General features: G+C 71.7%; 24 protein-coding genes. 11 read left to right on the forward strand and 13 right to left on the reverse strand.

All coding sequences use genetic code 11. The features are described 5' to 3' along the window. Positions 1-26: 26 nt before the first annotated feature. The gene (locus BLS95_RS29790) at positions 27-284 is read right to left on the reverse strand and encodes a DUF1876 domain-containing protein (protein WP_090938590.1); all 258 of its coding nucleotides are present in this window, start codon (positions 282-284) and stop codon (positions 27-29) included. 160 nt (positions 285-444) lie between these two features. On the opposite strand from BLS95_RS29790, the gene BLS95_RS29795 reads away from it, so the two are divergent. After that, entirely contained in the window at positions 445-1,092 is a 648-nt protein-coding gene (locus tag BLS95_RS29795; protein ID WP_176993439.1) for a hemerythrin domain-containing protein, read from the forward strand. A 22-nt stretch (positions 1,093-1,114) separates the two neighbouring features. Here the strand turns inward: BLS95_RS29795 and BLS95_RS29800 are convergent, their stop codons facing one another. Then, positions 1,115-2,059, reverse strand: coding sequence for a sugar kinase (locus BLS95_RS29800; RefSeq protein WP_090938596.1), 945 nt, complete (start codon positions 2,057-2,059; stop codon positions 1,115-1,117). Positions 2,060-2,218: 159 nt separating this feature from the next. After that, positions 2,219-3,319 (reverse strand): winged helix DNA-binding domain-containing protein, encoded by a 1,101-nt coding sequence (locus BLS95_RS29805; protein WP_090938600.1) that lies wholly within the window; start codon positions 3,317-3,319, stop codon positions 2,219-2,221. Between the two features lie 129 nt (positions 3,320-3,448). Here BLS95_RS29805 and BLS95_RS29810 point away from each other — a divergent pair, with 129 nt between their 5' ends. Beyond that, entirely contained in the window at positions 3,449-4,450 is a 1,002-nt protein-coding gene (locus tag BLS95_RS29810) for a hydroxyacid dehydrogenase (RefSeq protein ID WP_245765365.1), read from the forward strand. A gap of 83 nt (positions 4,451-4,533) precedes the next feature. Continuing rightward, on the forward strand, positions 4,534-6,444 hold the full coding sequence (locus tag BLS95_RS59160; RefSeq protein ID WP_176993440.1) for a serine/threonine-protein kinase: 1,911 nt from the start codon (positions 4,534-4,536) through the stop codon (positions 6,442-6,444). Positions 6,445-7,150: 706 nt separating this feature from the next. On the opposite strand, the gene BLS95_RS29820 is transcribed toward BLS95_RS59160, so the two are convergent. The 4 genes from BLS95_RS29820 to BLS95_RS29835 form a co-directional block, all read right to left on the reverse strand. Beyond that, a complete protein-coding gene (locus BLS95_RS29820) occupies positions 7,151-7,537 on the reverse strand; it encodes a VOC family protein (RefSeq protein ID WP_090939031.1) in 387 nt (128 codons plus the stop codon). 625 nt (positions 7,538-8,162) lie between these two features. After that, on the reverse strand, positions 8,163-11,993 hold the full coding sequence (locus tag BLS95_RS29825; RefSeq protein ID WP_090938609.1) for a WD40 repeat domain-containing serine/threonine protein kinase: 3,831 nt from the start codon (positions 11,991-11,993) through the stop codon (positions 8,163-8,165). 97 nt (positions 11,994-12,090) lie between these two features. After that, complete coding sequence (locus BLS95_RS29830) at positions 12,091-12,645, reverse strand: GNAT family N-acetyltransferase (RefSeq protein ID WP_090938612.1); 555 nt, start codon at positions 12,643-12,645, stop codon at positions 12,091-12,093. A 12-nt stretch (positions 12,646-12,657) separates the two neighbouring features. Beyond that, positions 12,658-13,131 carry a shikimate kinase gene (locus BLS95_RS29835; protein ID WP_090938615.1) on the reverse strand — a complete coding sequence of 158 codons (474 nt, stop codon included), beginning with the start codon at positions 13,129-13,131 and terminating at the stop codon, positions 12,658-12,660. Between the two features lie 71 nt (positions 13,132-13,202). Here BLS95_RS29835 and BLS95_RS29840 point away from each other — a divergent pair, with 71 nt between their 5' ends. Both BLS95_RS29840 and BLS95_RS29845 read left to right on the forward strand, forming a co-directional pair. Continuing rightward, positions 13,203-13,484: a DUF6458 family protein gene (locus tag BLS95_RS29840; protein WP_090938619.1), complete on the forward strand. Its 282-nt coding sequence runs from the start codon at positions 13,203-13,205 to the stop codon at positions 13,482-13,484. A 13-nt stretch (positions 13,485-13,497) separates the two neighbouring features. After that, positions 13,498-13,881: a ChaB family protein gene (locus tag BLS95_RS29845; protein WP_090938621.1), complete on the forward strand. Its 384-nt coding sequence runs from the start codon at positions 13,498-13,500 to the stop codon at positions 13,879-13,881. Between the two features lie 169 nt (positions 13,882-14,050). Here BLS95_RS29845 and BLS95_RS29850 read toward each other — a convergent pair whose 3' ends face one another. The 3 genes from BLS95_RS29850 to BLS95_RS29860 all read right to left on the reverse strand — a co-directional run bounded on the left by BLS95_RS29850 (position 14,051) and on the right by BLS95_RS29860 (position 17,241). Next, on the reverse strand, positions 14,051-15,877 hold the full coding sequence (locus BLS95_RS29850; protein ID WP_245765366.1) for a transketolase: 1,827 nt from the start codon (positions 15,875-15,877) through the stop codon (positions 14,051-14,053). A gap of 73 nt (positions 15,878-15,950) precedes the next feature. After that, on the reverse strand, positions 15,951-16,958 hold the full coding sequence (locus tag BLS95_RS29855) for an SDR family oxidoreductase (protein WP_176993448.1): 1,008 nt from the start codon (positions 16,956-16,958) through the stop codon (positions 15,951-15,953). A 7-nt stretch (positions 16,959-16,965) separates the two neighbouring features. Next, positions 16,966-17,241, reverse strand: a complete 276-nt coding sequence (locus tag BLS95_RS29860; RefSeq protein WP_143043915.1) for a hypothetical protein — start codon at positions 17,239-17,241, stop codon at positions 16,966-16,968. 55 nt (positions 17,242-17,296) lie between these two features. Here BLS95_RS29860 and BLS95_RS29865 point away from each other — a divergent pair, with 55 nt between their 5' ends. The 3 genes from BLS95_RS29865 to BLS95_RS29875 are packed head-to-tail and all read left to right on the forward strand — an operon-like array spanning position 17,297 to position 19,357. After that, positions 17,297-18,337, forward strand: a complete 1,041-nt coding sequence (locus BLS95_RS29865) for a DNA topoisomerase IB (RefSeq protein ID WP_245765367.1) — start codon at positions 17,297-17,299, stop codon at positions 18,335-18,337. A 44-nt stretch (positions 18,338-18,381) separates the two neighbouring features. Beyond that, the gene (locus tag BLS95_RS29870) at positions 18,382-18,630 is read left to right on the forward strand and encodes a BON domain-containing protein (RefSeq protein ID WP_090938633.1); all 249 of its coding nucleotides are present in this window, start codon (positions 18,382-18,384) and stop codon (positions 18,628-18,630) included. Then, positions 18,614-19,357 (forward strand): metallophosphoesterase family protein, encoded by a 744-nt coding sequence (locus BLS95_RS29875; protein WP_090938636.1) that lies wholly within the window; start codon positions 18,614-18,616, stop codon positions 19,355-19,357. Before BLS95_RS29870 ends, BLS95_RS29875 begins: the two co-directional genes overlap by 17 nt. 38 nt (positions 19,358-19,395) lie before the next feature. Here the strand turns inward: BLS95_RS29875 and BLS95_RS29880 are convergent, their stop codons facing one another. Continuing rightward, positions 19,396-21,177, reverse strand: a complete 1,782-nt coding sequence (locus BLS95_RS29880) for a PP2C family protein-serine/threonine phosphatase (protein ID WP_090938639.1) — start codon at positions 21,175-21,177, stop codon at positions 19,396-19,398. A 132-nt stretch (positions 21,178-21,309) separates the two neighbouring features. Next, positions 21,310-21,459, reverse strand: a complete 150-nt coding sequence (locus BLS95_RS55915; protein WP_020543887.1) for a GPGG-motif small membrane protein — start codon at positions 21,457-21,459, stop codon at positions 21,310-21,312. Between the two features lie 234 nt (positions 21,460-21,693). Here BLS95_RS55915 and BLS95_RS29885 point away from each other — a divergent pair, with 234 nt between their 5' ends. Continuing rightward, a complete protein-coding gene (locus BLS95_RS29885) occupies positions 21,694-22,290 on the forward strand; it encodes a nucleotidyltransferase (protein WP_090938641.1) in 597 nt (198 codons plus the stop codon). 68 nt (positions 22,291-22,358) lie between these two features. Here BLS95_RS29885 and BLS95_RS29890 read toward each other — a convergent pair whose 3' ends face one another. Continuing rightward, positions 22,359-22,703, reverse strand: coding sequence for a PRC-barrel domain-containing protein (locus BLS95_RS29890; RefSeq protein WP_090938643.1), 345 nt, complete (start codon positions 22,701-22,703; stop codon positions 22,359-22,361). A gap of 160 nt (positions 22,704-22,863) precedes the next feature. Between BLS95_RS29890 and BLS95_RS29895 the strand changes: the two genes are divergently transcribed. Both BLS95_RS29895 and BLS95_RS29900 read left to right on the forward strand, forming a co-directional pair. Continuing rightward, on the forward strand, positions 22,864-23,964 hold the full coding sequence (locus tag BLS95_RS29895) for an acyltransferase family protein (RefSeq protein ID WP_090938646.1): 1,101 nt from the start codon (positions 22,864-22,866) through the stop codon (positions 23,962-23,964). 87 nt (positions 23,965-24,051) lie between these two features. Beyond that, on the forward strand, positions 24,052-24,867 hold the full coding sequence (locus tag BLS95_RS29900) for an SAM-dependent methyltransferase (RefSeq protein WP_090938648.1): 816 nt from the start codon (positions 24,052-24,054) through the stop codon (positions 24,865-24,867). The last annotated feature ends 193 nt before the right edge of the window (positions 24,868-25,060 follow it).

A 25,060-nucleotide genomic window follows, 5' to 3' on the forward strand; every position in this document is an offset into this window, starting at 1 on the left:
CTGCCCGGTTTCCCCGATCGGGTGACTTACGCGGGGCTGGCCATCTGGGCCACGTCCTGCGCGCCGTCCTCGATCAGCTTCGACGCGAGGTCGGACAACGCCCGCCCGGCGGCCAGCTCGTCCCCGATCCCGGGCACGGGCCGGTCGTCAGGGTTGCGGCGGGCGTGGGCCACGCTCTCGTGCCGCTTGCCGTCGGGAGTGAACAACACCACTGTGGCCGTGGTGACAGCGTCCTCGTCGTCCTCGCTGATCCAGATCTGTACGTTCCACTGTTTGTACTCCATGTCCGGCCACCTCCCTACCTTCGAGCCTGCCCCCATATGGCGCAGCGGTAAAGTCGCCGTCCCCCGGAACGACCCGCTGGCGGGACTCCTCAGGGGCGCATGCAACGGGTTGCAGTGGCGCACAATTGTTTGACAATCGCCGGGCAGCAGCATGGTTGTCGTGACAAACGACAACAAGCCTGCCGTCTGGGAGATGGTGGTCGTACATCGCGTGTTCCGGCGGGAGCTGAAGCTGATGCCGGAGCTCATCCGCCGGGCCACCCCCGGCGACACCGAGCGGGCCGCGAGACTGGCCTCGTTCGTCAACGAGATCCTCGACGGGCTGCACCATCACCACGAGGCCGAGGACAAGCTGCTCTGGCCGCTGCTACTGGATCGGGTCGTGTTCGAGGTGGACCTGGTCAACGCCATGGAACGGCAGCACGAGCGGGTCGCCTCGCACATCGAGGCGTTGCGGGGGCCGCTGGGCGCCTGGGGGCGGAGCGGCGAGGGCGGTGGCCGGGTCGCCGGGGTTCTCGATCGGCTGCACGACGATCTCGTGGTCCACCTGGATCAGGAGGAGGAGCGCATCCTGCCGCTGGTCGCCGAGCACATCACCAAGGAGGAGTGGGACCGGCTCAGCGAGTACGGCCGTTCCCACCTGTCCAAGGACCGGCTGCTCTTCCAGCTCGGCGCGCTGCTGGAGGACGCCTCGCACTGGGAGCGGCAGGCGTTCCTCGACCTGCTGCCGTTGCCCGCCCGGGTGCTGTGGGCCGTGGTGGGCAAGCGGCAGTACCGCAAGGAGATCGCCAGGATCAGGGCGGTGTGAACGGCGGCCGGCCGCCGCGGGATCAGCGGCTCACGCCGTCGCCGGGGCGCTGGAGGAGGCTCAGGTCGGCTCGGCGGGGCAGGCTTTCCCAGTCGCCCTGGGAGGTCACCGCGAACGCTCCCGCGGCGCACGCCGTGCCGAGTCGCTGCGCGGGCTCCGCCCCCGCCAGCCAGTCCGCCAGCCAGCCGGCCGCGAACGCGTCCCCGGCCCCCACGGAGTCCACCTCGGTCACCGCGTACGGCTCCGCGTGCCGTACGACGCCGTCGGACAGCTCCATCGCCCCCCTCGCCCCGAACTTGACCAGCACGTGCCGCGGCCCCAGCCCCGCCAGCGCCTTGGCCAGCTCGACGCCCCCCTCGACGTCGGCGATCAGCCGGCCCTCCGCCTCGGTCGCGAAGAGCACGTCCACCGAGCCGACCGTCTCCCGCAGCCACGCCCCGGCCTCGGCGGGCGTCCACAGTGCCCGGCGGTAGTTGACGTCGAGCGAGACGAGCACCCCGGCGGCGTGGGCCACGGTGACGGCGTGCCGTACGGCCTCCCTGGCGGAGGCCGAGAGCGCGGGCGTGATCGCGGAGATGTGCAGCACCCGGGCCGAGCTGATGAGCTCGGGGTCGAGGTCGGCGGGCGACAGCCGGGAACCGGCGCTGTCCTTGCGGTAGTAGCGCACGTCGATGAGATCGGCGGTGCGCCGGCCCTTGATCATCAATCCGGTGGGCGCGCCGGGATCGGGGATGGCCCGCACGTCCACGCCCTCGCCTGCCAGGGTGGAGCGGATCAGGTCGCCGAACTCGTCGGCCCCCACCCGGCCGATCCACGTCGCGCGGTGGCCGAGCCTGGCGACGCCGATGGCGACGTTCGACTCCGCGCCGCCCAGGCCCAGGTCGAAGTCGCGGGCGAAACGCAGCGGACCCGTACGGCGCGCGGCGAACAGCGCCATGGTCTCGCCGAAGGTCACCAGCTCGGTCATCGGTTGTGCCCACCCGGCTTTCTGGAGATCCGCGTCGTCATCGGCTAGGTGAGCGACCGGCCGGAGCATTCGCGGAGATGGCGCGCCGGCATAGAAGGAGGGGGGTTGTGTTCCGGCACGGGAGCCAACATACCTGGACCGGCCGGTCGTACGGGAGGTTCAGGGCCGGGAGGGGGCGTCGTGGACGGCGATCTCGTGCGCGTCGACCGGGGCCAGGAACTCCAGCAGCCTCCGCCCCTCCTCCTCGACCTCGCCCGTCACCGGGAACGGCGTCCACCGGTGGAGGTTGAGCGTCGAGGTGCCCCCGGCCCTGGTGACCGTCCAGTCGCCGGCGGTGAAACCGTCCACCAGGATCATGCGCGGCTGCACGTTGGCGGCCTTGAAGCCCGGGAGTGCGGCCAGGCCGGGCTCGGAGATGACGCGGGAGCGGTCGGCGTGCGACAGGAACAGGTTGTCGAAGTCGTACATGAAACGGACCGGTGCCGGAACGTCCGCCGGCGGCCGTACGGCGTCCGGCAGGTCGTACAGGGTCCGGCCGGCCTCGTCCCGCACACGGACCAGGTCCAGCCTCTCCACCACCTCGGCCAGCCGGGTCAGCCCCGACCACGTCTGCACGTCCGCCACCGACGCGGGCCCGAACGCCGCGAGATAGCGCAGCACCAGCTCCTCGGGCGTCATCGGCGGCGCCTCGAAGCCCAGCCAGGACTCGGCGCTCGTGTGCGCGATCGGCCCGCTCCTGCCCCACACCCCGCGCGGTGGCACCTGTACCAGGGGCACCAGCCAGCGCACACCCACGCCGAGGGCCCGCGGGTCGTGCGCCGGCCACCGCTCCGCCAGCGCCCGGCCGAGCTCGGCGAACGTCATCGGCCGCTCCTCCACCAACGCCCGCCCGGCCGCGGCCAGCTCCTCCAGGTCCACGCCCGCCAGTTGCCGGCCGAACACGCTCAGCGTCCCGCGCTCGATGACGATCTGCAGCAGCGGCCGCATGGCCAGGCAGTCGCGGGCGGTGACCAGGTGGATGGTGGAGCGCTGCAGCACGATGCGTACGAGGTCGTGCGAGAGCAGCAGGTCGGCGGCGTCGCCGGGCTTGAAGCCCTCGATACGGTTCCACAGACCGGTGTACCAGGTGTGCGGGGTCTGCGCCTGCAGGCCGCCGAGGTGCGCCACGACCTGCGGGACGGACGCGCCGGTGCGGCGCAGCAGGTGCTGACGGTCGAGGGTGGCCCGGTTGAGCGCCCTGCGGCTGATGAGGGGGTCCATAGGCTCAAGGTAGGGGCTATTGCGGTCGATCTCTGACCGCAATGACCCGGTGAAGCGAGCGACCGACTCGGGCCTGGGGCCGTCGCGCCTGCATTGGTTATGATCAATTTGACCGACTTTGGGGGCGATGTGAGCGAAGTGCGGCCGAAGACGCTGATCGCCATGGGACGCGACGTGGCGGACCGGCTCCTGACCGGCGAAGTGCGCGACCGCCTCGTGCGCATCGCCGACGTGGACCCCGACCTGGTGGCCTCGGACTTCGCCGATCCCGCCGTGGCCGGGGCGCTGGCCGCCGCCGAGGTGCTCTACACGGGCTGGGGGTGCCCGCCCGTCACCGCCGAGGTGCTGGCCGGGGCGCCGAAGCTGCGGGCGGTCGTGCACGCGGCCGGGTCCGTCAAGAACCACGTCACCGAGGCGTGCTGGGAGCGCGGGATCCTCGTCTCGTCCGCGGCGGCGGCCAACGCCGAGCCCGTGGCCGAGTACACCCTCGCCGCGATCCTGTTCGCCAACAAGCGGGTGCTGGACATCGCCAGGCTCTACCGCGAGCAGCGGGCCGGGCTCGACCTGGAGAGCCGCTTCCCCCGGCTGGGGAACTACCGGCGCACGGTCGGCGTGGTCGGCGCCTCCAGGATCGGCCGCCGGGTGATCGAATTGCTGCGGCCGTTCGAGCTGGACGTGCTCGTCGCGGACCCGTACCTGACGGAGGACCTCGGGGTGCCGCACGTCGAGCTGGACGAGCTGTTCGAGCGGTGCGACGTGGTCAGCCTGCACGCGCCCGCGCTGCCCGAGACCAGGCACCTCGTCGACGCCGCCCGCCTGGCGCGCATGCGCGATGGCGCGACGCTGATCAACACGGCCCGCGGCGCGCTCGTCGACGAGGACGCGCTCGTCGCCGAGCTGGCGAGCGGCCGGCTGTACGCGGTGATCGACGTGACCGAACCCGAGGTGCCGCCCGCCGACTCGCCCCTCTACGACCTGCCGAACCTCCTGCTCACCCCGCACATCGCCGGCTCGCTCGGCGGCGAACTGGACCGCATCGCCCTGCTGGCGCTCGACGAGCTCGCCAGGTACGCCCAGGGCCGGCCCTTCGCGCACGGCGTCACGGCCGAGGCCCTGGCCATCAGCGCCTGAGGCGCGGGCCGCTTGATCACGTTCGGGCTCTGGGGCGGGGAGCCGGATGACGCGGTCGGTCGCTCGGCCCTACGCTGCTCTGCATGCGACGACGGGTGATCGACGACCGCTTCGAGCTGGTGGAGCGGCTCGGCGGTGGGGGTATGGGCCTGGTGTGGCGGGCCTGGGACGTGGCCCTGCACCGCGAGGTCGCGGTCAAGGAGGTGCGTCCGCCCGACCCCTCCATGGACGAGGCGGACCCGGCGGCCGCCCGCGAGCTGCGGGCCAGGGTGCTGCGCGAGGCCCGCGCGCTGGCCCGGCTGAACCATCCGCACGTGGCCACCATCCACCACATCGTGGATCCGGGCGAGCACGGTTACCCGTGGATCGTCATGGAGCTGGTCTCCGGCGGCTCGCTCCAGGACCGCCTCCAGCGCGGGCCCCTGCCGCCGTGGGAGGCGGCCCGTCTCGGGCGGGAGCTCCTGTCCGCCTTACGCGCCGCGCACGCGGTCGGCATCCAGCACCGCGACGTCAAACCCGCCAACGTGCTGCTGCGCGAGGACGGCCGGGCGGTGCTCACCGACTTCGGCATCGCGGCGGTACGCGAGTCCACGAGCCTGACGGCCACCGGATCGTTCATCGGGTCGCCCGAGTACATGGCGCCGGAGCGGATCAACGGTGTCGAGGGCGACCCGGCCTCGGACCTGTGGTCGCTCGGGATGCTGCTGTACGTGGCGGTGGAGGGGCGGCACCCGTTGCGCCGGAGCACCACGCTGGCCACCCTGGCCGCGGTGCTCAACCAGGAGGTGCCACCGCCCGAGCGCGCCGGGCCGCTCGGCCCCGCCCTGAACGCGCTGCTCAGACGGGACCCCACCGCCCGCCCCGACGCCGAAACCGTGGACCGCCTGCTCACCGGCGCCACCACGGCGCCGGCCCAGGGACCAGGCCAAGCCCCCGGCCCCGGACCCGTCCCCATGCCCCTCCCCGTCCCCGGTCTCGCCCCTGGCCAGGCCCCCGGCCCCGCTGCCAGCCCTGGCCCCGGTTCTGGCCCCGGTCCTGGCCCCGGTCCTGGCCCCGGTCCTGGTCAGGGGCCTGTTCCCGGTCAGGGGCCTGTTCCCGGCCAGGGGCACGGTCCTGGCCAGGGTCCTGTTCCCGGTCACGGCCAGGGGCACGGTCATGGGCCGGGTGGCTTCGCGCAGGCGCCCGCGGTGGGGGTGGGCGGTGCGCACACGGTGCCGCCTGGATACGGCGGTCCGGGCGGGCCGCAGCCTCCGTGGGGTTCGGGGCCCGTGTCCGGGGCGGACACCATGCACCCGCGCCGCCGCCGCGCCTCCAACGGCCCCCGGAACGCGGCCATCGCCGGGTCCGTGGCGGTCGTCGTGGTGGTGGGCGTGCTCGTATGGCAACTGCTCCCGGTCCTGTCCGGGCCTCGGGAGGAGGAGCCGCGGCAGGGCGCGTTCACCGCCGCCGCGACCCTGCGCCCCGAGTCCTCGCGGTCCGGCACCACCGCCGGCGCGACAGCCGACGACACCGACACGGGCGACGACACCACTGACGACACCGACACCAGCGCGCCGGGCAACCTGCTGACCCCGGCCGGCATGCGCTATGCGATCGCCAAGCTGAAGCCGGTCATGGGCGGCAGCAAGGTCGTCAAGCTGGTGGTCTTCCCGACGTACGCCTCCGCCGAGGCCCCGCTCAAGCGGGACCCGGAGATCTACGACCGGTACGACTACCGTGACGGCGTGGCCACCCGCGCCGGTACGGGCAGCCAGGTGACCACACCCCTCGTGGACCTGGACAAGTACAACTGGAACGCCCTGCCGGCCCTGCTCAAGAAGGCGGGAAAGGACCTGGGCGTGCCGAGGCCGACGACGCGCTACGTGATCGCGGACCCGAACTACACGTTCGTCACCCCGCATCAGGTCCTGCTCGTCTACGTGAGCGACGGCTACCGCACGGGCTACCTGGTCGCCAACCTCCAGGGCAAGGTGGTCAAGACGGTCCCGGCCTGATCAGGCGGCGACGCACCCACGGACCAAGGGCAACCGCACCAGGCAACCCGGGGGAGCACGCCAGAGTGGATGCTTTCCTGCGACCAAAAGCGGATAAATCAGGAAATTGTCCGGCAGAGCGACACGGCCGCACAGCCGGCCCTTCACTGATGTTCCTGTCGAGTAGGAAAAGTAAAGGGACCCGGCCCTTCATGAGCCTGGGATAGTGTCATATCATCGTGGTGCTACTAAGCATGGAATATGGCGCCGACCGTTGTCCTGTGGGACTCAGGTCGGCGCCTGGGTGTTGCGTGCACCTCGGGGTTGCCTGCCGAGCTAGCCGAGGTGTCGCATTTTTGTCAGCACGTCGAGTAGCAGAAGCAGTTGCTGCGTGAGCAGCAGTTGTTCTTCGACGCTCAGGCTGAGGAACATGTGCTCTCCCCTCTCAAACCCTGACGGACGGGTCGTCGGCTCAAGGTTTGTCCGGCCGACCCAAGAGGACGTCAGCCGGGTGTGGAGTGTCGCGTTCACCAGCTTGAACAAATCGTAGTGCCATTTGGTGTGCCCCGACAGATCATCTGCACCAGATTTTGGCAATAGGCGCCCGCATTGCCCCGTATTAATTGGCTTTTATGGGGACATTCCGCTTTATCGGCTTAGTGCGATATGCGCCACCCGGCCGGCTGCGGGGCGAGCTGTCAGGGCCGGCCGGCGCTCGATACTGAGGTCAGTCCCAGCGCTGGGCGTTGTGGTCGTTCAGGGAGCCCGGGGGCTGGGGGATGACGCAGAAGGGCAGCCCGGCGGGGTCCTCCATGATCCACCAGTGGTCGTTCACCAGCTGCAGGCGCCGGGCGCCGAGGGCCTCCAGGCGCGCGGTCTCCGCCTCCAGGTCGTCGGTGTGGATGTCGAGATGGACGCGCGCGTGGCCCGTCCCCAGCCGCTGGATGAGCAGGCCGAAGGCCTCACCGGCTAAATGGGCGCCGTGGTATTCCGGGTATCGCTGGAACCGGGTCAGCGTCTGACCGGTCGCCTCCTGCCAGAAGGTGAGTTCTTTGTCGTGATCGCTCTCCGGCACGTCGAGGACGACCTTCTGAAGCCTGCTGTAGTGCGTCATGTCCGCCATCTTCCCGTGGCCAGCCCCCGGCCGGGGCGTCATCGTGGCGGCCCCCGGCCCCCGGCCCTCGGCCCCCGGCCCTCGGCCCCCGGCCCTCGGCCCCCGGTCCCGGTCCCGGCCCTCGGCCGCCGGCCCCCGGCCGCCAGCCACCGGCCCTCGGTCCCGGCCCCCGGCCGTCGGCCCTTGGTCCCGGCCCCCGGCCGTCGGCCACCGGCCACCGGCCACCGGCCCCCGGCCCCCGGCCGTCGGCCACCGGCCACCGGCCACCGGCCCCCGGCCCTCGGCCACCAGCCCTCGGTCCCGCCCCCGGTCCTCGGCCGCCGGCCCTCGGCCACCGGCCCTCGGTCCCGCCCCCGGTCCTCGGCCGCCGGCCCTCGGCCACCGGCCCTCGGTCCCGCCCTCGGTCCCGCCCCCGGTCCTCGGCCACCGGTCCTCGGTCCCCGGCCCCGGTCCCCGGCCCCGGTCCCCGGCCCCGGTCCCCGGCCCCGGTCCCCGGCCCCGGTCCCCAAGCCGCCCGGCCCCCGGGCTTGGGGGCCGGGCGGCTGGGGATCGGGTGGCTCGGGCGGGTTGGGCTTGGTTGGGCGGGTGAGGGTGTGTGGTGGGGCGTTGGCGGCGTGCTCCCGGGTCAGCAGACCTTTCGGTAGCCGCTCTCCGGGATCAGGCGGGTCCACTCGGCCCTGCTCAGCGGGCCGCCCGCCTTGGCGCACACCTCGCGTACGGTCAGCGCCGGGTCGATCGGGACCTCGCGTACGCTGCCGTCCAGCGCCACCCCGCGCAAACGCCGGCTGTCCTGGCTGAAGGTCAGCCCCGCCGCCCCCAGCCCCACCCGGCCGACCTCGCGGAGCGTGCTCGCGTCCCACAGTGAGGTACGCGTGGCGCCGACCGCCAGCAGGTCGCCGCGGGGGGAGAAGCGCAGGTCGTCCACCGGAGTCAGGCCGGTCTCGATGGTGCCGAGGCGGGTACGTCTGCGCACGTCCCACACCACCACGCGGCCGTCGTCCAGGCCGTACGCCAGCTTGCCGCCGTCAGGAGAGAAAGCCACCGCGACCGGCGCGGCCGTGCCCAGCGGGCTGATGCCGCTCGAGGCGAGGTCGAGCACCTTGGCGCCGGCGGCCAGCGTCGAGCCGTCCGGGCCGAAGGCCAGCGCCAGGTCGCCCGCGCCCTCGTACAGCTTGAGGCGCCGCCCCGCGCGCACGTCCCACGTCTCCAGGGTCCGGCCGCGGGTGGTGGCCAGGGTGTCGCCCCTGGGGGAGAGCGCCACGGCGGGCACGTCGCCGCCGGCCCGGATGGCGGCCACCCGCCTGCCGCTCGGCACCTCCCACACGGTCACCGGGTCGCCGGCCACGGCCAGCAGCCGGCCGGTCGCGTCGAGGGCCGGTGCGCCGGTGGCGCCGATCCGGCCGAGCGTCCTGCGTGCGACGGTGTCGATGAGCTCGATCGCGCTGCCCACGTCCCTGGCCGCCACCTGGCCGTCGCCGGAGAACGCCACGCTCGCGCCGCCCTCGTACGGGGCGGGCAGGCCCGAGACGTCGAGGGAGATCACCGAGCCCGTGCCGCTCAGGTAGCGCAGCGAGTGCCCGTCGGCGGAGAACACCAGGCCGCCGTGCACCGGCTCCTTGAGCGGGTAGGAGCCGGACAGCCGGCGCTCGGCCACGTTCCAGACCCGCACCTCGCCCGCGCCGGGGAGGGCGAGCAGGCGGCCGTCGGGGGAGAAGACGGGCGGTCCTCCCTGCTCACGTCCCGCCGCGCCGTTCTTCCCGGAAGCGACCTGCTCGCGGCCCGCGCCGCGCTGCCCGGGGTCGGCCTGTTCACGCCCGGGGCTCCGCTGTTCGGAGTCGGCCTGTTCGCGCCCCGCGCCGCGTTGCGCGGGGTCGGCCTGTTCGCGCCCTGAGCCGCGCTGTTCGTGCTCGGCGCCGCCCTGTCTCGGGTTCAGGGCCTCCGTGCCGGGAGCCGGGGTCGGCTCGGCGAAGGCGAAGGTCTGCGACAGCTCCGTGCCGGGCGCCACCAGGGTGGCGAGAGTCTCCGGCCGACCCGCCTCCTGCGCCGTCCCGCCGTCGGCGCTCCGGCTCTCCTCCTCTGCCGCGAACCGCTCCACAGCGGCACCGGTGGGGGTGGGGGACGGCGCACCCGCGGTCCTCGGGTCGGCGGGGGTCTGGGATGGCGGAGCCGTGGCGTTCGGGTTGGCGAGGGCCCGGCGTGGCGGGTCCGTGGCGTTCGGGTCGGCGGGGGCCTGGGATGGCCGGTTCGTGGCGCTCGGGTTGGCGAGGGCCCGGCGTGGCGGGTCCGTGGCTTTCGCGTCGGCGGGGGCCCGGGGTGATGGGTTCGGGTCGGTGGAGGGGCCGGATGACGAATGCGTGGCGTTCGGGGTGGCCGAGGCTGGGGTTTCGGTGCGGCGCGGGCGGGTGGGGCCTGGCGTGTTCGCGCGGATCAGCGTGATCCCGTCGCGTCCCGCGACCGCCAGCGTGGTTCCGTCCGGGCTGAACGCCAGGGCGGGAGGTGCCGCGTCCGGGCCGGTCGGCGGGCGTACTTCGACGACCCCGGTCCTGGTCCTGGTCGCCGTGTCCCACAGCTCCACCCGGCCGTCCAGCCGGGAGAAGGCCGCCCTGCTCCCGTCCGGGGAGAGCGCCACCGCGCGGTCGGCGACGTCGAACAGCACCGCTTCGCCCCGGTAGACCCGGGTCCTGTTCCCGTTGACGATCGCGTACGTGGCCCCGGCCGGAGCCCGCCCCGTGGCCACCTCGAACGGCCGCCCGTCGGCCCCCACCGCGAACCTGCCGTCGCCGCTCAACGCCATGATCCCGGCGGGCGATGGATAAGAGACGAGCCGCCGCCCGCCGGCCACGTCCCAGACGGTGACCCCACCGTCATCCCATTTGACCAGCTCGTCCCCGCGCAGCAGGTAGCGCGCCCGCAGGTCGGCCGCCGGATCGGTGAACACTCCCAGCTCCGGCTGCACCAGCGAGGCCTGCAGCGCCGCCCGCGCCTCGAACACCGGCGACAGCCGCCACGCGGCCACGCTCAGCCGCATCGCGGTCCGCGGATCGGACGCCCGCATCGCCTCCGCCCTGGCGGCCACGGCCCTCGCCTCGGCGCTGAGGAGGCGTTCGCGCAGGTCGTTCTGGCCGTGTACGGACACGACGGACATCGTCACCGCCACCGCCAGCACCGCGCCGAGCGTAGCCAGCGACGGGACCAGCAGCTTCCTGCGCTGCTTGGCCAGGGTCACGCTGTCGTTGAGGAAGTCGCGTTCGAGCTGGTTGAGCCGTAGATGGCGGCGCTTGGTCGCGGCCCAGCCGAGTGCCGTGTCGAGTACCTCGCCGCGGAAGAGGTGGCTGCGGTCACGCCGGTGCGCCGACCAGTGCCGGGCGGCCTCGCGGATCTGCCGGTGCACGGCCAGGCCGTCGCGTTCGTCCGCGACCCAGGCGCGCAGCCGGGGCCAGGCCCGGTAGAGGGCGGCGCTGGCCGGGGCCACCCGGTCGTCGCTGACGGCCACCAGCTTTCCGACGGCGGTCTCCACCGGCGGCACGCGTACGCTGCGCCGCACCAGCAGCCCGGCGGCCATGAGCGGGGCCAGCACGTCGCCCTCGTCGTCAGGGTTGTCCCCGTCGAGCAGGCGCAGCAGCAGCCCCGGCACCTCCTCCTGCTGGCGGGGCGTCAACGCCAGGTACGCCTCCTCGGCCACCTCGCCCAGCGGCCGCGTCCCCGCGTACTCCTCGGGCGGCCGCAGCTCGGCCGCGCTCTCGACCCGCAGCTCGGCGGCCGCGGGCCGGTCAGCGGGGTCCTTGGCCAGCGCCCGCCCCACCGGCTCGCGCAGCACGTCGGGCAGCACGCTCAGGTCGGGATCGACGGTCAGCAGCCGGTGCATGACCCCGCCCAGGCTCTCCCCCCGGAACGGATCGCACCCGGTGGCCGCGAACAGCACCACCGCCCCCCAGGCGAACACGTCCGCCGCCGCCCCCGGCTCCCCGCCCGTCACCACCTCGGGACTCTGGTACGTGTACGTCCCGCCCACCGCACTCCCGGCGGGCAGCCCCAGCTCGATCACCTTGGGCCCGTCGCCGGCCAGCAACACGCTCTCCGGATTGAGCCCGCGGTGCGTCAGCCCGGCCTCGTGCAGCACGCCCAGGGCACCGGCCAGCGCGTTCGCCAGCGCGACCAGCTCGTCACCCGCGTAGGGGCCGTGCAGGTCGACCGCGCTGCGCAGGTCAGGCCCGGACACGAACTCGCTCACCACGTAAGGCACGCCCTCGTCGATCCCGACGCTCACCACGTCGGCCAGATGGCGGCAGGAGACCCGCTCGAAGCGCCGTCCTACCTCGCCCCGCGGCACCGTGACGGCGTAGCGGCGGCCCTCGTCGTCGTAGGCGTCGTAGACCACGCCGCGCCCGCCCGCGCCGAGCCTGGCGGCCAACCAGTAGCCGCCAAGCCTCTCGGGGTCACCGGGCACCAGGCGCATCGTCACTGATGCTTAGATGCACGGCACCGCCCGTTGGTTGCAGGAAGCGACGCCACAGGTCCCCCGCGCGCCTCGGGGGACCCATGCGTCATGATCATTATGCCAGGCTTCCGGATCGGACCGGCCACTCGGACCGGAGCACGGACATGAGCACCGAGTCGTGCCACTCGCCGTCCCACAGCAGGGCGTCGCGCTGCACGCCCTCCTCGACGAAGCCGAGCTTCTTGTAGACGTGCCGCGCCCGCTCGTTGAAGGCGAGGACGTCCAGGCTGATGCGGTGCAGCGGGGTCGTCGTGAAGGCGTGGTCGAGCACCAGGGCGATCGCCTCGGTGCCGTACCCCTTGTCGAACGCCCGCGAGCCGGCCAGCGCGATCCGCAGGTTGCAGGACAGATTGTCGGTGTCGAGCTGGTTGAGCACGATCTCGCCCACGCAGCCGTCGCCGGCCATGATCGCCAGGTCGAGCCGGTCGGAGTGGTCGCCCCTGGTGGAGTACCACAGACGGGTGCGGTCGCGGTCGAACGCGCCGTGCGAGCCCGTCAGCCGGCGCACCATGGGATCGGTGACCAGCTCGATCAGGTCGTCGACGTGCTCGGGACCGATCGGGCACAACGTCACGAGCTCACCCGTCAGCGTGGGCTTCTCAGCGAACATCCCCTCTGGCTATCAGTGCCGGCCGCCGGCGGGCAATCCCATTCGCTCCAGTACGGCGTCGCGTACCTGCTCGGGCCCGAGCACCCCGACGTCGCAGACCAGATCGGCCACCTCCCGGAAGTACGGGGCGCGCCGGGCCCGCATGGCCGCCGGGTCGAAGTCGGGCCGGTGGTCGCTCGACCGCATGCGCGCGGCCAGCACCTCGTCGGCCGCGTCCACCCAGACCACGAACGCCTCGCGCAGCGCCGCGCGCACCCGGGGGTCCTCGACCGTGCTGGCCGCCGCCGCTATCACCTTCGGCTCGCCGGCCAGCTCACGCAGCACGTGGTCGGCCTCGTAGCCGTGCAGGGCCGCGGCGCCCTCCCGGGCGGCGAGCTGCGCGGCGGTGCCTCCGTGCTCCTTCTGCAGGAACGGATCGCTGTCGCTGAGCGGCAGGCCGAGCGCGTCGGCGATCAACCGGCCCGCCGTCGTCTTGCCGGAGCCCATGAGCCCGATTACGACGACTGGTTTGTTTTTCGACATGTGGATAGAGGTTCCTTCGTGTCAAGGAGGTAATCATGACCATCGCCGGAGGCATCATCCTCATCATGCTCGGCGCGATCCTCACCTGGGCCGTCGAGTTCGACCTCGCCGGTCTGGACATCAACGTAGTGGGCGTCGTCCTCATGCTCGGGGGTCTGGTGGGACTCCTGTTCGGCATCTACCGGATCGCCATGGCCCGCAGGGCGGTCGGCCCGATCGACGAGCCGGTACACCGCCACGAGGTCTACGAGGACCCCGCGACCCGCAGGACCACGGTGTACGAGGAACGTCGACGCTACGACGAACCACCGCTTTAGGAGGTGAACTGGCATGCCAGCCGCTGAAGAACTGCCGTCGACCATCAGGCGTTCGCCGAAGAAGGCACAGAACACCTGGGTCAAGGCGCACGACTCGGCCGTAGAGACGTACGGTGAGGGGCGGCGCGCCCACATGACGGCGTTCGCCGCGCTCAAGCACTCCTTCGAGAAGGTCGGCGACCACTGGGAGCCGAAGTCGAAGAAGGGTCCTTCGGACAAGGGCGCGACGGACAGGTCCGGTCGGACGGCCGAGGGCGTGGACGCCAACGCCAGCAAGGAGCATCTGCAGAAGCTGGCCGCCAGGCTCGGCGTGCGCGGGCGGACGCGGATGACGAAGCAGGAGTTGGTGGGCGCCATCAAGAAGGCCAACAGGAAGGCCACGGCGAAGGCGCGGTGACCGGATCGGGCCCGGCCCTTTGCCCCGGCCGGCCGTTCTCGACGAGGGGGCCGACGAATACCGTCGGCCCCCTTCGCATGTTCCTGATGAGGCGCCGGCGAGAGGCCCTTGTCCAAGAAGCGATGAGGGGCCGGCGGAAAACCGCCGGCCCCTCAGCCGTCCCCGGACCTCACAGTGAGCGCTTGACCGCCTCGGCGATGGCGTGGCGGTCGATGCCGGCGTCGGCGAGCTGCTCCCGCGGCGTCGCCGACCCGGGCAGGTCCGTCACGGCCAGCTTCACCACCCGGGGCCCGAGCTCGCTGACCGCGTCCATCACCGCGTCGCCGAGCCCGCCCTCCAGCCGGTGGTCCTCGACCGTGACCAGGTTGCCCGTGGTGGTGGCCGCCTCGATCAGCGCCGCCGAGTCGACGGGCTTGACCGAGTACAGGTCGATCACTCCGACGGGGATCCCGTCCGCCGCCAGGTCGTCGGCCGCGGCCAGCGCCTCGTGCACGGTCACGCCGGCCGCCAGGATCGTGGCCCGGTCGTCGGGCGAGTGCCGCAGCACCCGCGAACCGCCCACCGGGAACCGCTCGCCCGGCGGGTAGATCACCGGCGTGTCCCCGCGCGTGGTCCGCAGATAGGCCACCCCGTCGACGTCCGCCATCTCCACGGTCAGCGCGGCCGCCTGGTTGCCGTCACAGGGGTAGAGCACCGTGCTCCCGTGGACGGTCCGCAGCATGGCCAGGTCCTCCAGCCCCATCTGCGACGGCCCGTCCTCCCCGATCGACACCCCCGCGTGCGAGCCGACCAGCCGGATCGACGCCCGGCTCACCGCGGCCATCCTGATGAAGTCGTGCGCCCTGGTCAGGAACGCCGCGAACGTGGCCGCGTACGGCGTCCAGCCGCGTATCCGCAGGCCGACGGCGGCGGCGACGAGTTGCTGCTCGGCGATGTACATCTCGAAGAACCGCTCGGGGAGCGCCTTCCCGAACTCCTCGGTCTTGGTCGAGTCCGCCACCTCGCCGTCCAGCGCCACGACGTCCCCCCGGGCCTGGCCGAGCGCCGCCAGCGCCGCGCCGTACGCCGTGCGGGTCGCGACTTTCTCCCCGACCTGGTACGCGGGCAGGCTCATGGGCCCGTCCTCGAACCGGCGGGGAACGTCGGCCGGCGGCTCGTGCACGGTGATCCGCAGGTCCCTGGTGCCGCCCAGCTCGTCGATCGCCTTGTCGGGATCCCGCAACGCCTTGCCATGGGCGCCCTCACGATCCTCGACCTCCGGCGCCCCCTCACCCTTGCGGGTCCTGGCCAGGATCACGGTGGGCCGCCCCCGGGGGTTGGCGGCGTCCGTCAGGGCCTGGTCGATCTGTACGGGATCGTGCCCGTCGATCTCGATCGTGTGCCAGCCGAACGCCCCGAACCTGCGCGCGTAGGCCCCGGTGTCCCAGCCGTGCCTGGTCGGCCCGCGCTGGCCGAGCCGGTTCACGTCCACGATGGCGGTCAGCCGGTCCAGCCCCTCGCAGCCGGCGTGTTCGGCGGCCTCCCAGATGGACCCCTCGGCCAGCTCGCTGTCCCCGCACAGCACCCAGACCCGGTACGGCAGCCGCGCGAGCCGCCCCGCCATGGCCACCCCCACCCCCACCGGCAGTCCCTGGCCCAGCGATCCGGTGGCCACGTCCACCCAGGGCAGCCGCGGTGTCGGGTGCCCTTCGAGCCGGCTTCCCCGCCGGCGGAACGAGAGCAACTCCTCGTCGTCGATGACCCCGCACGCCTTGTAGAGCGAGTAGAGCAGCGGGGACGCGTGCCCCTTGGAGAAGATGAGCTGGTCGTTGGCCGGGCGGTCGGGCCGGTCGAAGTCATAGCGGAGGTGGCCGGCGAACAGCACGGCCATGAGGTCGGCGGCCGACATGGAGGAGGTCGGATGGCCGGACCCGGCCGCCGCGGCCGCTCGTACGGAGTCGACCCGCAATTGGGCTGCCAGTTCGGTCAGGTAGTGGAGATCGAGTTCAGCCATCATGACCCTCCTTGAGAAATTTCGGCGCCTTCCCACCCCGCCCGCTCGGCGCCGTCCCCTCCACCCCACCGGTGGATCAGTGCCTGAGGTAACGGCGGGCGGCGAGCGCTGCTGCGGTTCCCGCCAGGGTCGTCAGCAGGATCGGGGTGCGGTGCCGGGAGAACCAGAACTGGGGGTTGCGCGGGTGCGCGCGGTTGTCGAAGGTGCCGTGGGCGCCGTAGTCGCGGGCATCGTCGGCGGGCTCCCACAGGTTCGACACGCCGCTCGGCGGCTTCTCGTCCGTCTGCTGCGCCTGCTTGCCGGTTCTGGCCAGGTAGCGGTCGACCAGGGCGGGCGCCACCCGCTGGGCCAGCAGGGTCGCCACCGTGCTGGTGCCCACCCAGTACTCCTTGCGCTCCGGGTGCTCGGCCGCGTACACGATCGCCCTGGCCGCCACCTCCGGCTGGTAGATCGGGGGGACGGGCTGGGGGTGGCGGCGGAGCTTGGACAGGACCCATTCGAACTGGGGGGTGTTGAGGGCTGGAAGTTGTACCAGGGTGATGTGGACGTCGCGGTGGTCGGCCAAGAGTTCCGTGCGGACCGACTCGGTGAAGCCCTTGATGGCGTGTTTGGCGCCGCAGTACGCCGACTGCAGCGGGATGCCGCGCTGGGACAGGGCCGAGCCCGTCTGGACGATGGTGCCGGCGTTGCGGGGGAGCATCAGGTCCAGGGCGACCTTGGTGCCCCAGACGTAGCCCAGGTACGTCACCGCCGTCGTCCGGGCGTACTCCGCGGGGTTGATGTCCGTAAATTTTGCGAAAACAGATGAAAAAGCGGTGTTAATCCAGACAGAGATCGGTCCCATCTCCGCCTCGATCCGCTCCGCCGCCTGTCGCACCTGGTCGTAGTCGGCCATGTCGGCCTCGTAGACCTTGCCGCTGCCTCCCCCGGCCCCCACGTCCACCGCGGCCGCGCCCAGGCCGGTCACCCCCCGGGCCAGCAGGGCCACCTCGGCGCCGCGGGCCCCGAGCTCGCGGGCGACCGCACGCCCGACCCCGCCGCTCGCGCCCGTCACCACCACGACCCGCCCCTTCAGTGGTGCCATCTCGAAATCAGCCTGCCTCTCCATCTCGTCGCTGCTTCTGACGTCGTACGGCCAGCACCATGTCGACCACGGTGGCGATGCCCAGCAGGATCGCGATGCCCGTCATGACCGGAGCCCGTGCGATGATGCCCAGCACCGCGAAAGCGAACAGGAACACCAGCAGGAACGACCCCACCCTCACATGCACCACGTCACGCGGGGTGGCGGGCACCATCGCGTGCCCCCTGGAGGACTTCTCCTCGTACCACTCTCCGCGCTCTTGCTTATCTCCGTTATCGGACATGTCGCCCAACTGCCCATGCGGTTTGCGCATTAACACTTGGGGTAGTGCGCCCGGCGTGCCCGACTCGCGCCCCGGAACAGGAAAACGGAGGCCCACCCTGCGCCCCAGTGACCAGGGCGAGCCGGGGATCACGCGGCGCCGGCGCGGGCGCGGGTTCGGCTACCTCGGCCCGGACGGGACCCCCGTGCGCGACCCCGCCACGCTGGCCCGGATCAAGGCGCTGGCGATTCCCCCGGCCTGGGAGGACGTCTGGATCTGCACGTCACCGCGCGGTCACCTGCAGGCCGTGGGCACTGACGCGGCCGGCCGCAGGCAGTACCGCTACCACGACCTGTGGCGCGAGCAGCAGGACCAGGCCAAGTTCGACCGGGTGCTGGAGGTGGCCGAGCGGCTGCCGAAGTTCCGGGCGGCCGTGGACGAGCAGCTCAAGGGACGCGGGCTGACCAGGGAACGGGTCCTGGCCGCCGCCGCCCGCCTGCTGGACATCGGCTTCTTCCGGATCGGCGGCGAGAGCTACGACACCTACGGGCTGGCCACGCTCAGGATGGAGCACGTCACCTGCTCCAACGGCGTCGTCACCTGCGCCTACCAGGCCAAGGGCGACCTCGCGCGGGAGGTCGAAGTGGCCGATCCCGGCGCGTGCCGGGTGATCAGGGCGCTCAAGTCGCTCGGCGCGGAGGGCGAGCTGCTGCGCTACCGGTCCCGGCATGGCTGGGCCGACCTCAGGAGCGAGGACATCAACGACTTCCTCCGCGAGACCATCGGGTACGAGGTCACGGCCAAGGACTTCCGCACCTGGCACGCCACGGTGCTGGCGGCGGTGGGCCTGGCGGTGTCCAAGCCGGTGGTGACGGAGGGGCGTACCAGGAAGAAGCGGGCGGTGACCCGGGTGATGCGGGAGGTCGCCGAATATCTCGGCAACACGCCCACCGTGGCCCGGGCGTCGTACGTCGATCCGCGCGTCGTGGAGGCGTACGACCAGGACAGGACCATCGCGGCGGCCCTGACCGAGCTGGGGGCGGAGGCCGACTACGGGCAACTGGCCACGGTGGGCACGGTGGAGAAGGCGGTCATCGACCTTATCCGTGCCGTTTGAGCGGTTCTTGACCGGGCATGCGGCGACAAAGAAGGAGGCGAGCGATGGAAGCTCCGCAGTACGTCGCAGCTCGGGTCCAGCAGGCGCTGGCCGAGGACGGACGCACGCACGAGCTCGGCATTCGCGTCGACATACGAGGTGACCAGCTGTTCCTGCGCGGTCAGGTGAGCGGCGCCCAACAACGCCTGCGGCTGGGCGAGGTGGCCCACGAGACCGCGCCCGATCTCCACGTGCACAACGAGATCAAGGTCGTCGAGGCCCACGAGCCCGGGGAGGATGAGCACCTTGACTGACCTGCGCATAGCGGCCGTAGGTGACATTCATCTGGGCGAGGATGTCCGAGGGCAGTACAGGCAGCGGCTGGCCGGCATCGAGGACCGGGCGGACGTGTTCATGCTGGCGGGAGACCTGACCCGGCACGGCACGCTGGAGGAGGGCCGGCTGGTCGCCGACGAGCTGCGCGGCCTGCCGATCCCGGTGGTCGCCGTGCTCGGCAACCACGACTACCACTCCGACCTGCAGTACGAGATCGCCGCGGAGTTGCGGGACGCCGGGGTGGTCGTGCTGGACGACGAGGGCGTCGTGATCCAGTGCGGTGACCGGAAGCTGGGCGTGGTCGGCGGGAAGGGCTTCGGCGGCGGGTTCGCCGGGAAGTGCGCGAGCGAGTTCGGCGAGCGCGAGATCAAGAACTTCGTGTCCCACACCCGCTACATCGCCGAGGCGTGGAAGGTCGCACTCAAGGAGATCGTGGCCGACGAGCGTGTGGTGCTGTCGCACTATTCCCCGATCAAGGAGACGCTGGAGGGCGAGCCGCACGAGATCTACCCGTTCCTCGGCAGCTACCTGCTGGCCGAGGCGGTCGACACGGCGGGCGCCGACCTGATCCTGCACGGGCACGCGCACAAGGGCAGCGAGAAGGGCATGACACCCGGCGGCATCAGGGTGCGCAACGTGGCGATGCCGGTGCTGGGCAAGGCCTACGCCGTCTACTGCCTAACCTGCGACCCCGGCTGTGCCTGACCCTGAGCGAGCGGCCGCGACCCTGAGCGCCCTGTGCCTCAGAGCACCCGTGCGGCCATGACGCACACGTCGTCCTCGGCGCCCTCGCTGCCCAGCCGCTTGAGCACGCAGTCGATCATCGCCTCGGGATCCTCCCCGACGCAGTGGTGGGCGGCCTGGACCAGCGCGTGCAGGCCGGTGTCCACGTCCTGCCCGCGCCGTTCGATCACCCCGTCGGTGTAGAGCAGCAGGGTGTCGCCGGTTTCGAGCGGCGTGTGGGTGGTGGCGTACTCGGTGGCGTCGAACGCTCCGAGCATCATTCCGGGTGTCCCGTTGACCAGCTCGGCCTTGCCGTTCCTGACCAGGATGGGGGCCGGATGGCCGGCGTTCGTCCAGCGGAAGGAGCGGTCCTCCGGGTCGAAGTGGCCGATGATCGCGGTGCCCGTCACGGTGATGGCCTCGTTGGAGTGCACGATGAGGTCGTTCAGCCAGGTGGTGAGCCGGCCGGAGTCCGCCCCGGTGTAGGCCAGGCCGGTCAGGCCGGAGCGCGTCTGGAGCATGATGCTGGCCGCGGTCAGCCCGTGCCCCATCGCGTCGCCGATCGCGAGCAGCACCCGGCCGTCGGGGATGGGCCCGGCCTTGAACCAGTCGCCGCCGAGCCGGCCCAGCTCCTCGGCGGGCAGGTACCGTACGCCGACGATCAGCCCTGGCAGTTGGAGGAGGCCGCGGCGGATCGGCAGGATCGTGTTCTGGAGCTGGAGGGTGACCTGGCGTTCCTCCTCGGCCCGCTCCCGCTGCCGGTGGGCCTGCTCGTGCGCCACGGCGAGGGCCCGTTCCCGGCGCCGGTGCCTGGTCACGTCCTGGACCAGGGAGCGCACCTTGACCGGCAGGCCGTCGGCGTCGAGGATCGGCTCGCTGAACATGCTGAGATGCCGGATCCCGTGCCGGTGCTGGATCCGCAGCTCGGTCTCCACCGCCTCCCGATACTCCAGCAGCGAGCGCAGCTCGTCCTCGACGACCGGCAGGTCCTCCGGCACCACCGTGGCGGGCAGTTCCTCCAGGGGCAGCGGTCCCTCGGCGCGGTCGCGGCCGAACATCTCATACATCTGGGCAGTCCACAGGGCGCGCCGCGTGGCCAGGTTCCACTCGCCCCAGCCCAGCTCGGCCAGGCGCTGGGCGCGTTCCCAGCCGGAGACGAGCAACTCCTCGTCGTCGAGCGCCCGCCAGCTCACCAGCAGCCCGTCGTCCACCCGGGCCGCGCGCACGCTCAGTGTGGCCGGCCAGAGCAGGTAGTCGTGCACCTCCACGAACTCCAGCGGTTCCCGGTGCACGGATTCGCCCGTCTCGTACACGGTGAGGTAATCGTCGAGCAGCCCCGAGCTGGCCACGCCCGGGCTGGCGACCAGGAGCCGGCGCCCGGTCAGCTCGTCCGCCGTGCGGCCGGACACGGTCCTGGCATGCCGATTGGCCGCCGCGATGAGGAAGTCCACGACGCGGCCGGCGGGGTCCCTGATGGGGGTGAGGTAGAAGGCCGAGGCGTGCACGGCCTCCAGCATGCTGTGCACCCACTCGGGCACGTCGGGCGCCTTCGCCGGCTCCTCCGACGGGCGTTCGACGCCCTTGGCCACCGAGATCAGGTCGAGCCCGCTGTGCTGGGCCCGCCTGGTGAGCTGCTCGGCGGCCTCGGCGGGCCGGATGTTCAGCTCGGCGGCCAGGCGGGCGGTGGCCTCGTCCAGGATGGCCTCGCTCCGCATGCGATGCCGGAGGCGCGCGAGCTGATCACGGACTCTCGCCGAGGCAGCGCCGGTCTCGTAGCGGCTGAGCGGCGGATATTTGCTCACACGCTCCTCATGCCCGTGAAAACGGGAATGAGGAGCTCAATTTACGATATTTCAGCAAAACTAGGGGCCGCTGGGTCGTTCTCGAGGTTCGACCCAGCGGCCGGTGGGCGGGAACCGGACGGGTTCACGCCCTTAGACATTGAAGATGCTTACCCCGCCGGGCCCGACCAGGAATCCGAGGACGATGAGCACGATCCCCCAGAGCAGGTCGCGCCGAGCCAAGATCACATAGATCCCGGCGATGACGAGGATTACCGCGATGATCCAGAGCAATGTAGCCATGAAACTGCGTCTGCCCTGGGCATCGCTTCCTTAACATGTTTTTCCCGGAAATAATGAGGAGCGATGGGCGGGGAACACCGGAGGTGGTGTTCGGGTTTATTTCCCTTGTCCGACGAGCACGGCCGTTCGGCCATCCGAGCTCGAAGCGGTCATAGCTGCGAGCCCTACCCAACTCGCGCCATGGTTACTCGCCGGACGACGTCTAGCGCACGTTCGTAGGGGTAGCCCGATCACATGAGCAGCCACGGGCACGCCGTCACCGACGCCATCCTCGACACGCTCAAGCGTGCCAGCTCCGGGCTGAAGGATGCCGGGGTGAAGTTCGCGCTGGCCGGCGGGTGCGCGGCGTACGCGCGCGGGGCGGCGCCCTCGCTGCACGACGTGGACTTCGTGCTCACCGAGCACGACGTGCCGGCCGCTTTGGAGGCGCTGCGCGGGATCGGCTTCCAGACGGCCAAGCCGCCGGAGGACTGGCTGGTCAAGGCGTACGACGAGGGGCGGCTGGTGGACCTGATCTTCCGGGTGTCCGACCTGCCGATCACCGACGAACTGCTCGACAGGGCCGAGCCGCTGAAGGCGTCGGCGGTGATCGTGCCCGTGCTGGAGGCCACCGACCTGGTCATCACGTGGTTGCTGCCGCTGTCGGAGCACGCCTGCGACTACGGCGCGCTGCTGGCCCAGGTGCGCGCGATGCGCGAGCAGGTGGACTGGCCCCGGGTGGCCGCGGTGGTCGCGCCCTCCCCGTACGCCAGGACGTTCATCACCCTGCTGGAGCGGCTGGACGTGCTGGAGGGGCCGATCGAGCCGCTGGGCGACCCGAAGTGGCCGTAGGCCCGCGGCCCCTGACATGGTGAAGGGCCGCGCCCCGGCAGGCGCGGCCCTTCACGGATGGCACGGAGTTACCCGGGGAGTCGGCCGTAGTAGTCCCCCAGCCTCGTCCGGTACTCGGGCTCCTTGAACGTGCCCGCGTCGAACTCGGGCGCTTCCTTGATCTCGGCCTTGGTGCGCGCGACGAACACGTTGCGCTCCTGAGGATCGATGCTCGTGATGACCTGTGCCGGGAGCATGACCTTCTTGCCGAAGATCCAGGGACCGGTGTCGACGATGAGATAACTCTCGCCGACGTCGTAGGTCGCCTCGTCGACGGACCCGATCTTCCCATCGGTCGCCTGGACGTCATAGCCCACGAGGTCCAAGCTCGAACCGCGGTCATAGACGTCAGGACGATAGTTCCAGAGCTCCATGGGGTGCTCTTCCTCTCTTCTTGTCGTCTTGGTCGGGCCAACTTCCGCTACCCGCACCCAACGCGGTAAACGCCTTGCAAAGCGGTTGCAGGCAGGCGACCATCAATCACCCATCAAGGGGCCAAGCGCACCCTCTCCATGAACGGGAGGGGGCGGAACCATGCCATCCAGGTCAGACCGCCTGTACGAGCTCGACGGGCTCCGGTTGCTCGCGGCGCTCTGCGTCGTGCTCTTCCACTACACGTTCTCCGGCTGGGCCGGCGGCTCCAGCCCGGTCGTCTTCGGCGCGGAGAGCGCCTGGTCGAAGTACGGCTACCTGGGCGTGGACCTGTTCTTCCTGATCAGCGGGTTCGTGGTGCTGATGAGCGCGTGGGGCAGGAGCCCGCGGGAGTTCCTCGTGTCGCGGGCCGTGCGGCTCTACCCCGCGTACTGGGTGGGCATCGCCGTCACCACCGTGGTCACCGTGACGCTGGGGCAGGGGCTGTTCCGGGTGACGCCGCCGCAGGTGCTGGCGAACCTGACGATGTTCCAGGCGGTGCCCGACATCGCGAACGTGGACGTCGTCTACTGGACGCTCTGGGCCGAGATGCGGTTCTACCTGCTGATCCTGCTGTTCACCTGGATCGGGATGACCCGGGGCAGGATCATGGCGGGGTTGTGGACGTGGCTGGGGCTGACGTTCGCGGTGGAGGCGGGGCTGCTGCCGGGCGCCGCGGACCTGGTCGTGCAGTCGGAGTTCGCGCACTACTTCATCGCCGGGATGGCGCTGTTCATGCTCTACAAGTTCGGGCTGAACCTGCAGATCGCCCTGCTGGTGCCGATCTGCCTGGGCAACGCCGTCGTCCGGGCCGCCGGGTACGCCGACGCCGTCGGGGAGCGGTACGGGGTGGCGTACTCGCCTGCCGTCGTCACCGCCGTGGTCGTGCTCGCCTTCCTGGTCATGACGCTCGTCGCGCTCCGCGTCACCCGCCGGCTCGCCAGGCCGTGGCTGGTGACGGCGGGGGCGCTGACGTACCCGCTGTATCTCCTGCACGCCCATGTGGGGTTCGTGGTGTTCAGCCGGTTGGGGGCTGTCGTGCCCAGGTATGTACTGCTGGCTGCGGTGGTCCTGGTCATGCTGGGGGCCGCGTACCTGGTGCACCGGTTCGTGGAGCGGCCGCTGGCGCCCCGGCTCAAGCGGCTGCTGTCCGGCCGCCCGGCCGCCCCGGCGCTCGGCGCGCTCGTCACGGGGCGTCGGGACGGGCTGAGCCGATTCTCCTGACCGCCTGCCCGGCAGGTCTGAGCTCCGGATACCATCCCTCTCACAGGCCCCGTCACAGGTTTTCGGCGGGACCGCGAAGGGAGGCGGGTGACTGCCGACGGCGAGCACGAGTGGGCTCCTCCGGGCGTCGATCCGGCGCGGCCGAGCGTGGCCCGCGTGCACGACGCCCTGCTCGGCGGCGTGGAGAACTTCGCCGCCGACCGATCGGTGGCCCACCGGCTGAAGGACGCGGTGCCCGCGGTGGTGGACCTCCTGTGGTGCAACCGCGCCTTCATCGGCCGGGTCGTCGACTTCCTGGTCCGCGAGGCCGGCATCAGGCAGTTCGTCGACCTGGGCGCCGGGCTGCCGACCATCGAGAACACCCACGAGGTCGCCCAGTTCGCCGATCCCGGCTGCAGGGTGGTCTACGTCGACCTCGATCCCGTGGTGGAGCCGCACGCTCGCGCCCTGCTGGGCGGCAACCCGTACGCCGAGGCCATCACCGCCGACGCCTGTGACGTGGGCGCCGTGCTCGGCCACCCGGCGCTGACCCGGCTGATCGACCTGTCGCGGCCCACCGCGATCCTGGCCGTCGGGCTGCTGCACCTGCTGCCCGACCGCGCGGACCCGTACGGGCTGGTCAGGCGGTACATGGCGGCGCTGCCCCCGGGCAGCTACCTGGCCGCCTCCAACATGTCCACCTCGGCCAACCCCAAGGCGCAGGCACTGGAGGCGATGCTGCAGGCCACCATGGGCACCGGCTACTTCCGCGACCGGGCGGCCGTCACGCGCTTCTTCGACGGCCTGGAGCTGGTCGAGCCGGGGGTGGTGCACTTCCCCGAATGGCATCCGGACGAGCGCGTCCCGGGCCCGCTCGCGCCCTGGGAGGAGCTCCTGCTGGGCGGCGTCGGGCGCAAACCCTAGAGCGGCGTCCGCGGTCCAGGTGCTTCGGACCGGCCGCCCGGCGCGGCGATATCTGGATGAAGCGGGAGAGGCGCGGCATTAGGGTGTGGGCCATGCCGCGCATGCTGATCTGCTCCCCGCCGCCCGCCCACTAGCGGGCGGCATTTCCTGAAATTTCCGGGTCTGAGCGATCCGGGGGTGGCTGCTGCCCGCA

The sequence above is a fragment of the Nonomuraea jiangxiensis genome, assembly GCF_900099965.1.
Classification (GTDB): domain Bacteria; phylum Actinomycetota; class Actinomycetes; order Streptosporangiales; family Streptosporangiaceae; genus Nonomuraea; species Nonomuraea jiangxiensis.

What these genes read in the sequence shown, in the direction of transcription:
- BLS95_RS29790 (WP_090938590.1), bottom strand. Translation starts at nt 284, where the DNA reads ATGGAGTACAAACAGTGGAACGTACAGATCTGGATCAGCGAGGACGAC.
- BLS95_RS29800 (WP_090938596.1), bottom strand. Translation starts at nt 2,059, where the DNA reads ATGACCGAGCTGGTGACCTTCGGCGAGACCATGGCGCTGTTCGCCGCG.
- BLS95_RS29805 (WP_090938600.1), bottom strand. Translation starts at nt 3,319, where the DNA reads ATGGACCCCCTCATCAGCCGCAGGGCGCTCAACCGGGCCACCCTCGAC.
- BLS95_RS59160 (WP_176993440.1), top strand. Translation starts at nt 4,534, where the DNA reads ATGCGACGACGGGTGATCGACGACCGCTTCGAGCTGGTGGAGCGGCTC.
- BLS95_RS29820 (WP_090939031.1), bottom strand. Translation starts at nt 7,537, where the DNA reads ATGACGCACTACAGCAGGCTTCAGAAGGTCGTCCTCGACGTGCCGGAG.
- BLS95_RS29825 (WP_090938609.1), bottom strand. Translation starts at nt 11,993, where the DNA reads ATGCGCCTGGTGCCCGGTGACCCCGAGAGGCTTGGCGGCTACTGGTTG.
- BLS95_RS29830 (WP_090938612.1), bottom strand. Translation starts at nt 12,645, where the DNA reads ATGTTCGCTGAGAAGCCCACGCTGACGGGTGAGCTCGTGACGTTGTGC.
- BLS95_RS29835 (WP_090938615.1), bottom strand. Translation starts at nt 13,131, where the DNA reads ATGGGCTCCGGCAAGACGACGGCGGGCCGGTTGATCGCCGACGCGCTC.
- BLS95_RS29840 (WP_090938619.1), top strand. Translation starts at nt 13,203, where the DNA reads ATGACCATCGCCGGAGGCATCATCCTCATCATGCTCGGCGCGATCCTC.
- BLS95_RS29845 (WP_090938621.1), top strand. Translation starts at nt 13,498, where the DNA reads ATGCCAGCCGCTGAAGAACTGCCGTCGACCATCAGGCGTTCGCCGAAG.
- BLS95_RS29850 (WP_245765366.1), bottom strand. Translation starts at nt 15,877, where the DNA reads ATGATGGCTGAACTCGATCTCCACTACCTGACCGAACTGGCAGCCCAA.
- BLS95_RS29855 (WP_176993448.1), bottom strand. Translation starts at nt 16,958, where the DNA reads ATGGCACCACTGAAGGGGCGGGTCGTGGTGGTGACGGGCGCGAGCGGC.
- BLS95_RS29860 (WP_143043915.1), bottom strand. Translation starts at nt 17,241, where the DNA reads ATGTCCGATAACGGAGATAAGCAAGAGCGCGGAGAGTGGTACGAGGAG.
- BLS95_RS29870 (WP_090938633.1), top strand. Translation starts at nt 18,382, where the DNA reads ATGGAAGCTCCGCAGTACGTCGCAGCTCGGGTCCAGCAGGCGCTGGCC.
- BLS95_RS29875 (WP_090938636.1), top strand. Translation starts at nt 18,614, where the DNA reads ATGAGCACCTTGACTGACCTGCGCATAGCGGCCGTAGGTGACATTCAT.
- BLS95_RS55915 (WP_020543887.1), bottom strand. Translation starts at nt 21,459, where the DNA reads ATGGCTACATTGCTCTGGATCATCGCGGTAATCCTCGTCATCGCCGGG.
- BLS95_RS29885 (WP_090938641.1), top strand. Translation starts at nt 21,694, where the DNA reads ATGAGCAGCCACGGGCACGCCGTCACCGACGCCATCCTCGACACGCTC.
- BLS95_RS29890 (WP_090938643.1), bottom strand. Translation starts at nt 22,703, where the DNA reads ATGGAGCTCTGGAACTATCGTCCTGACGTCTATGACCGCGGTTCGAGC.
- BLS95_RS29895 (WP_090938646.1), top strand. Translation starts at nt 22,864, where the DNA reads ATGCCATCCAGGTCAGACCGCCTGTACGAGCTCGACGGGCTCCGGTTG.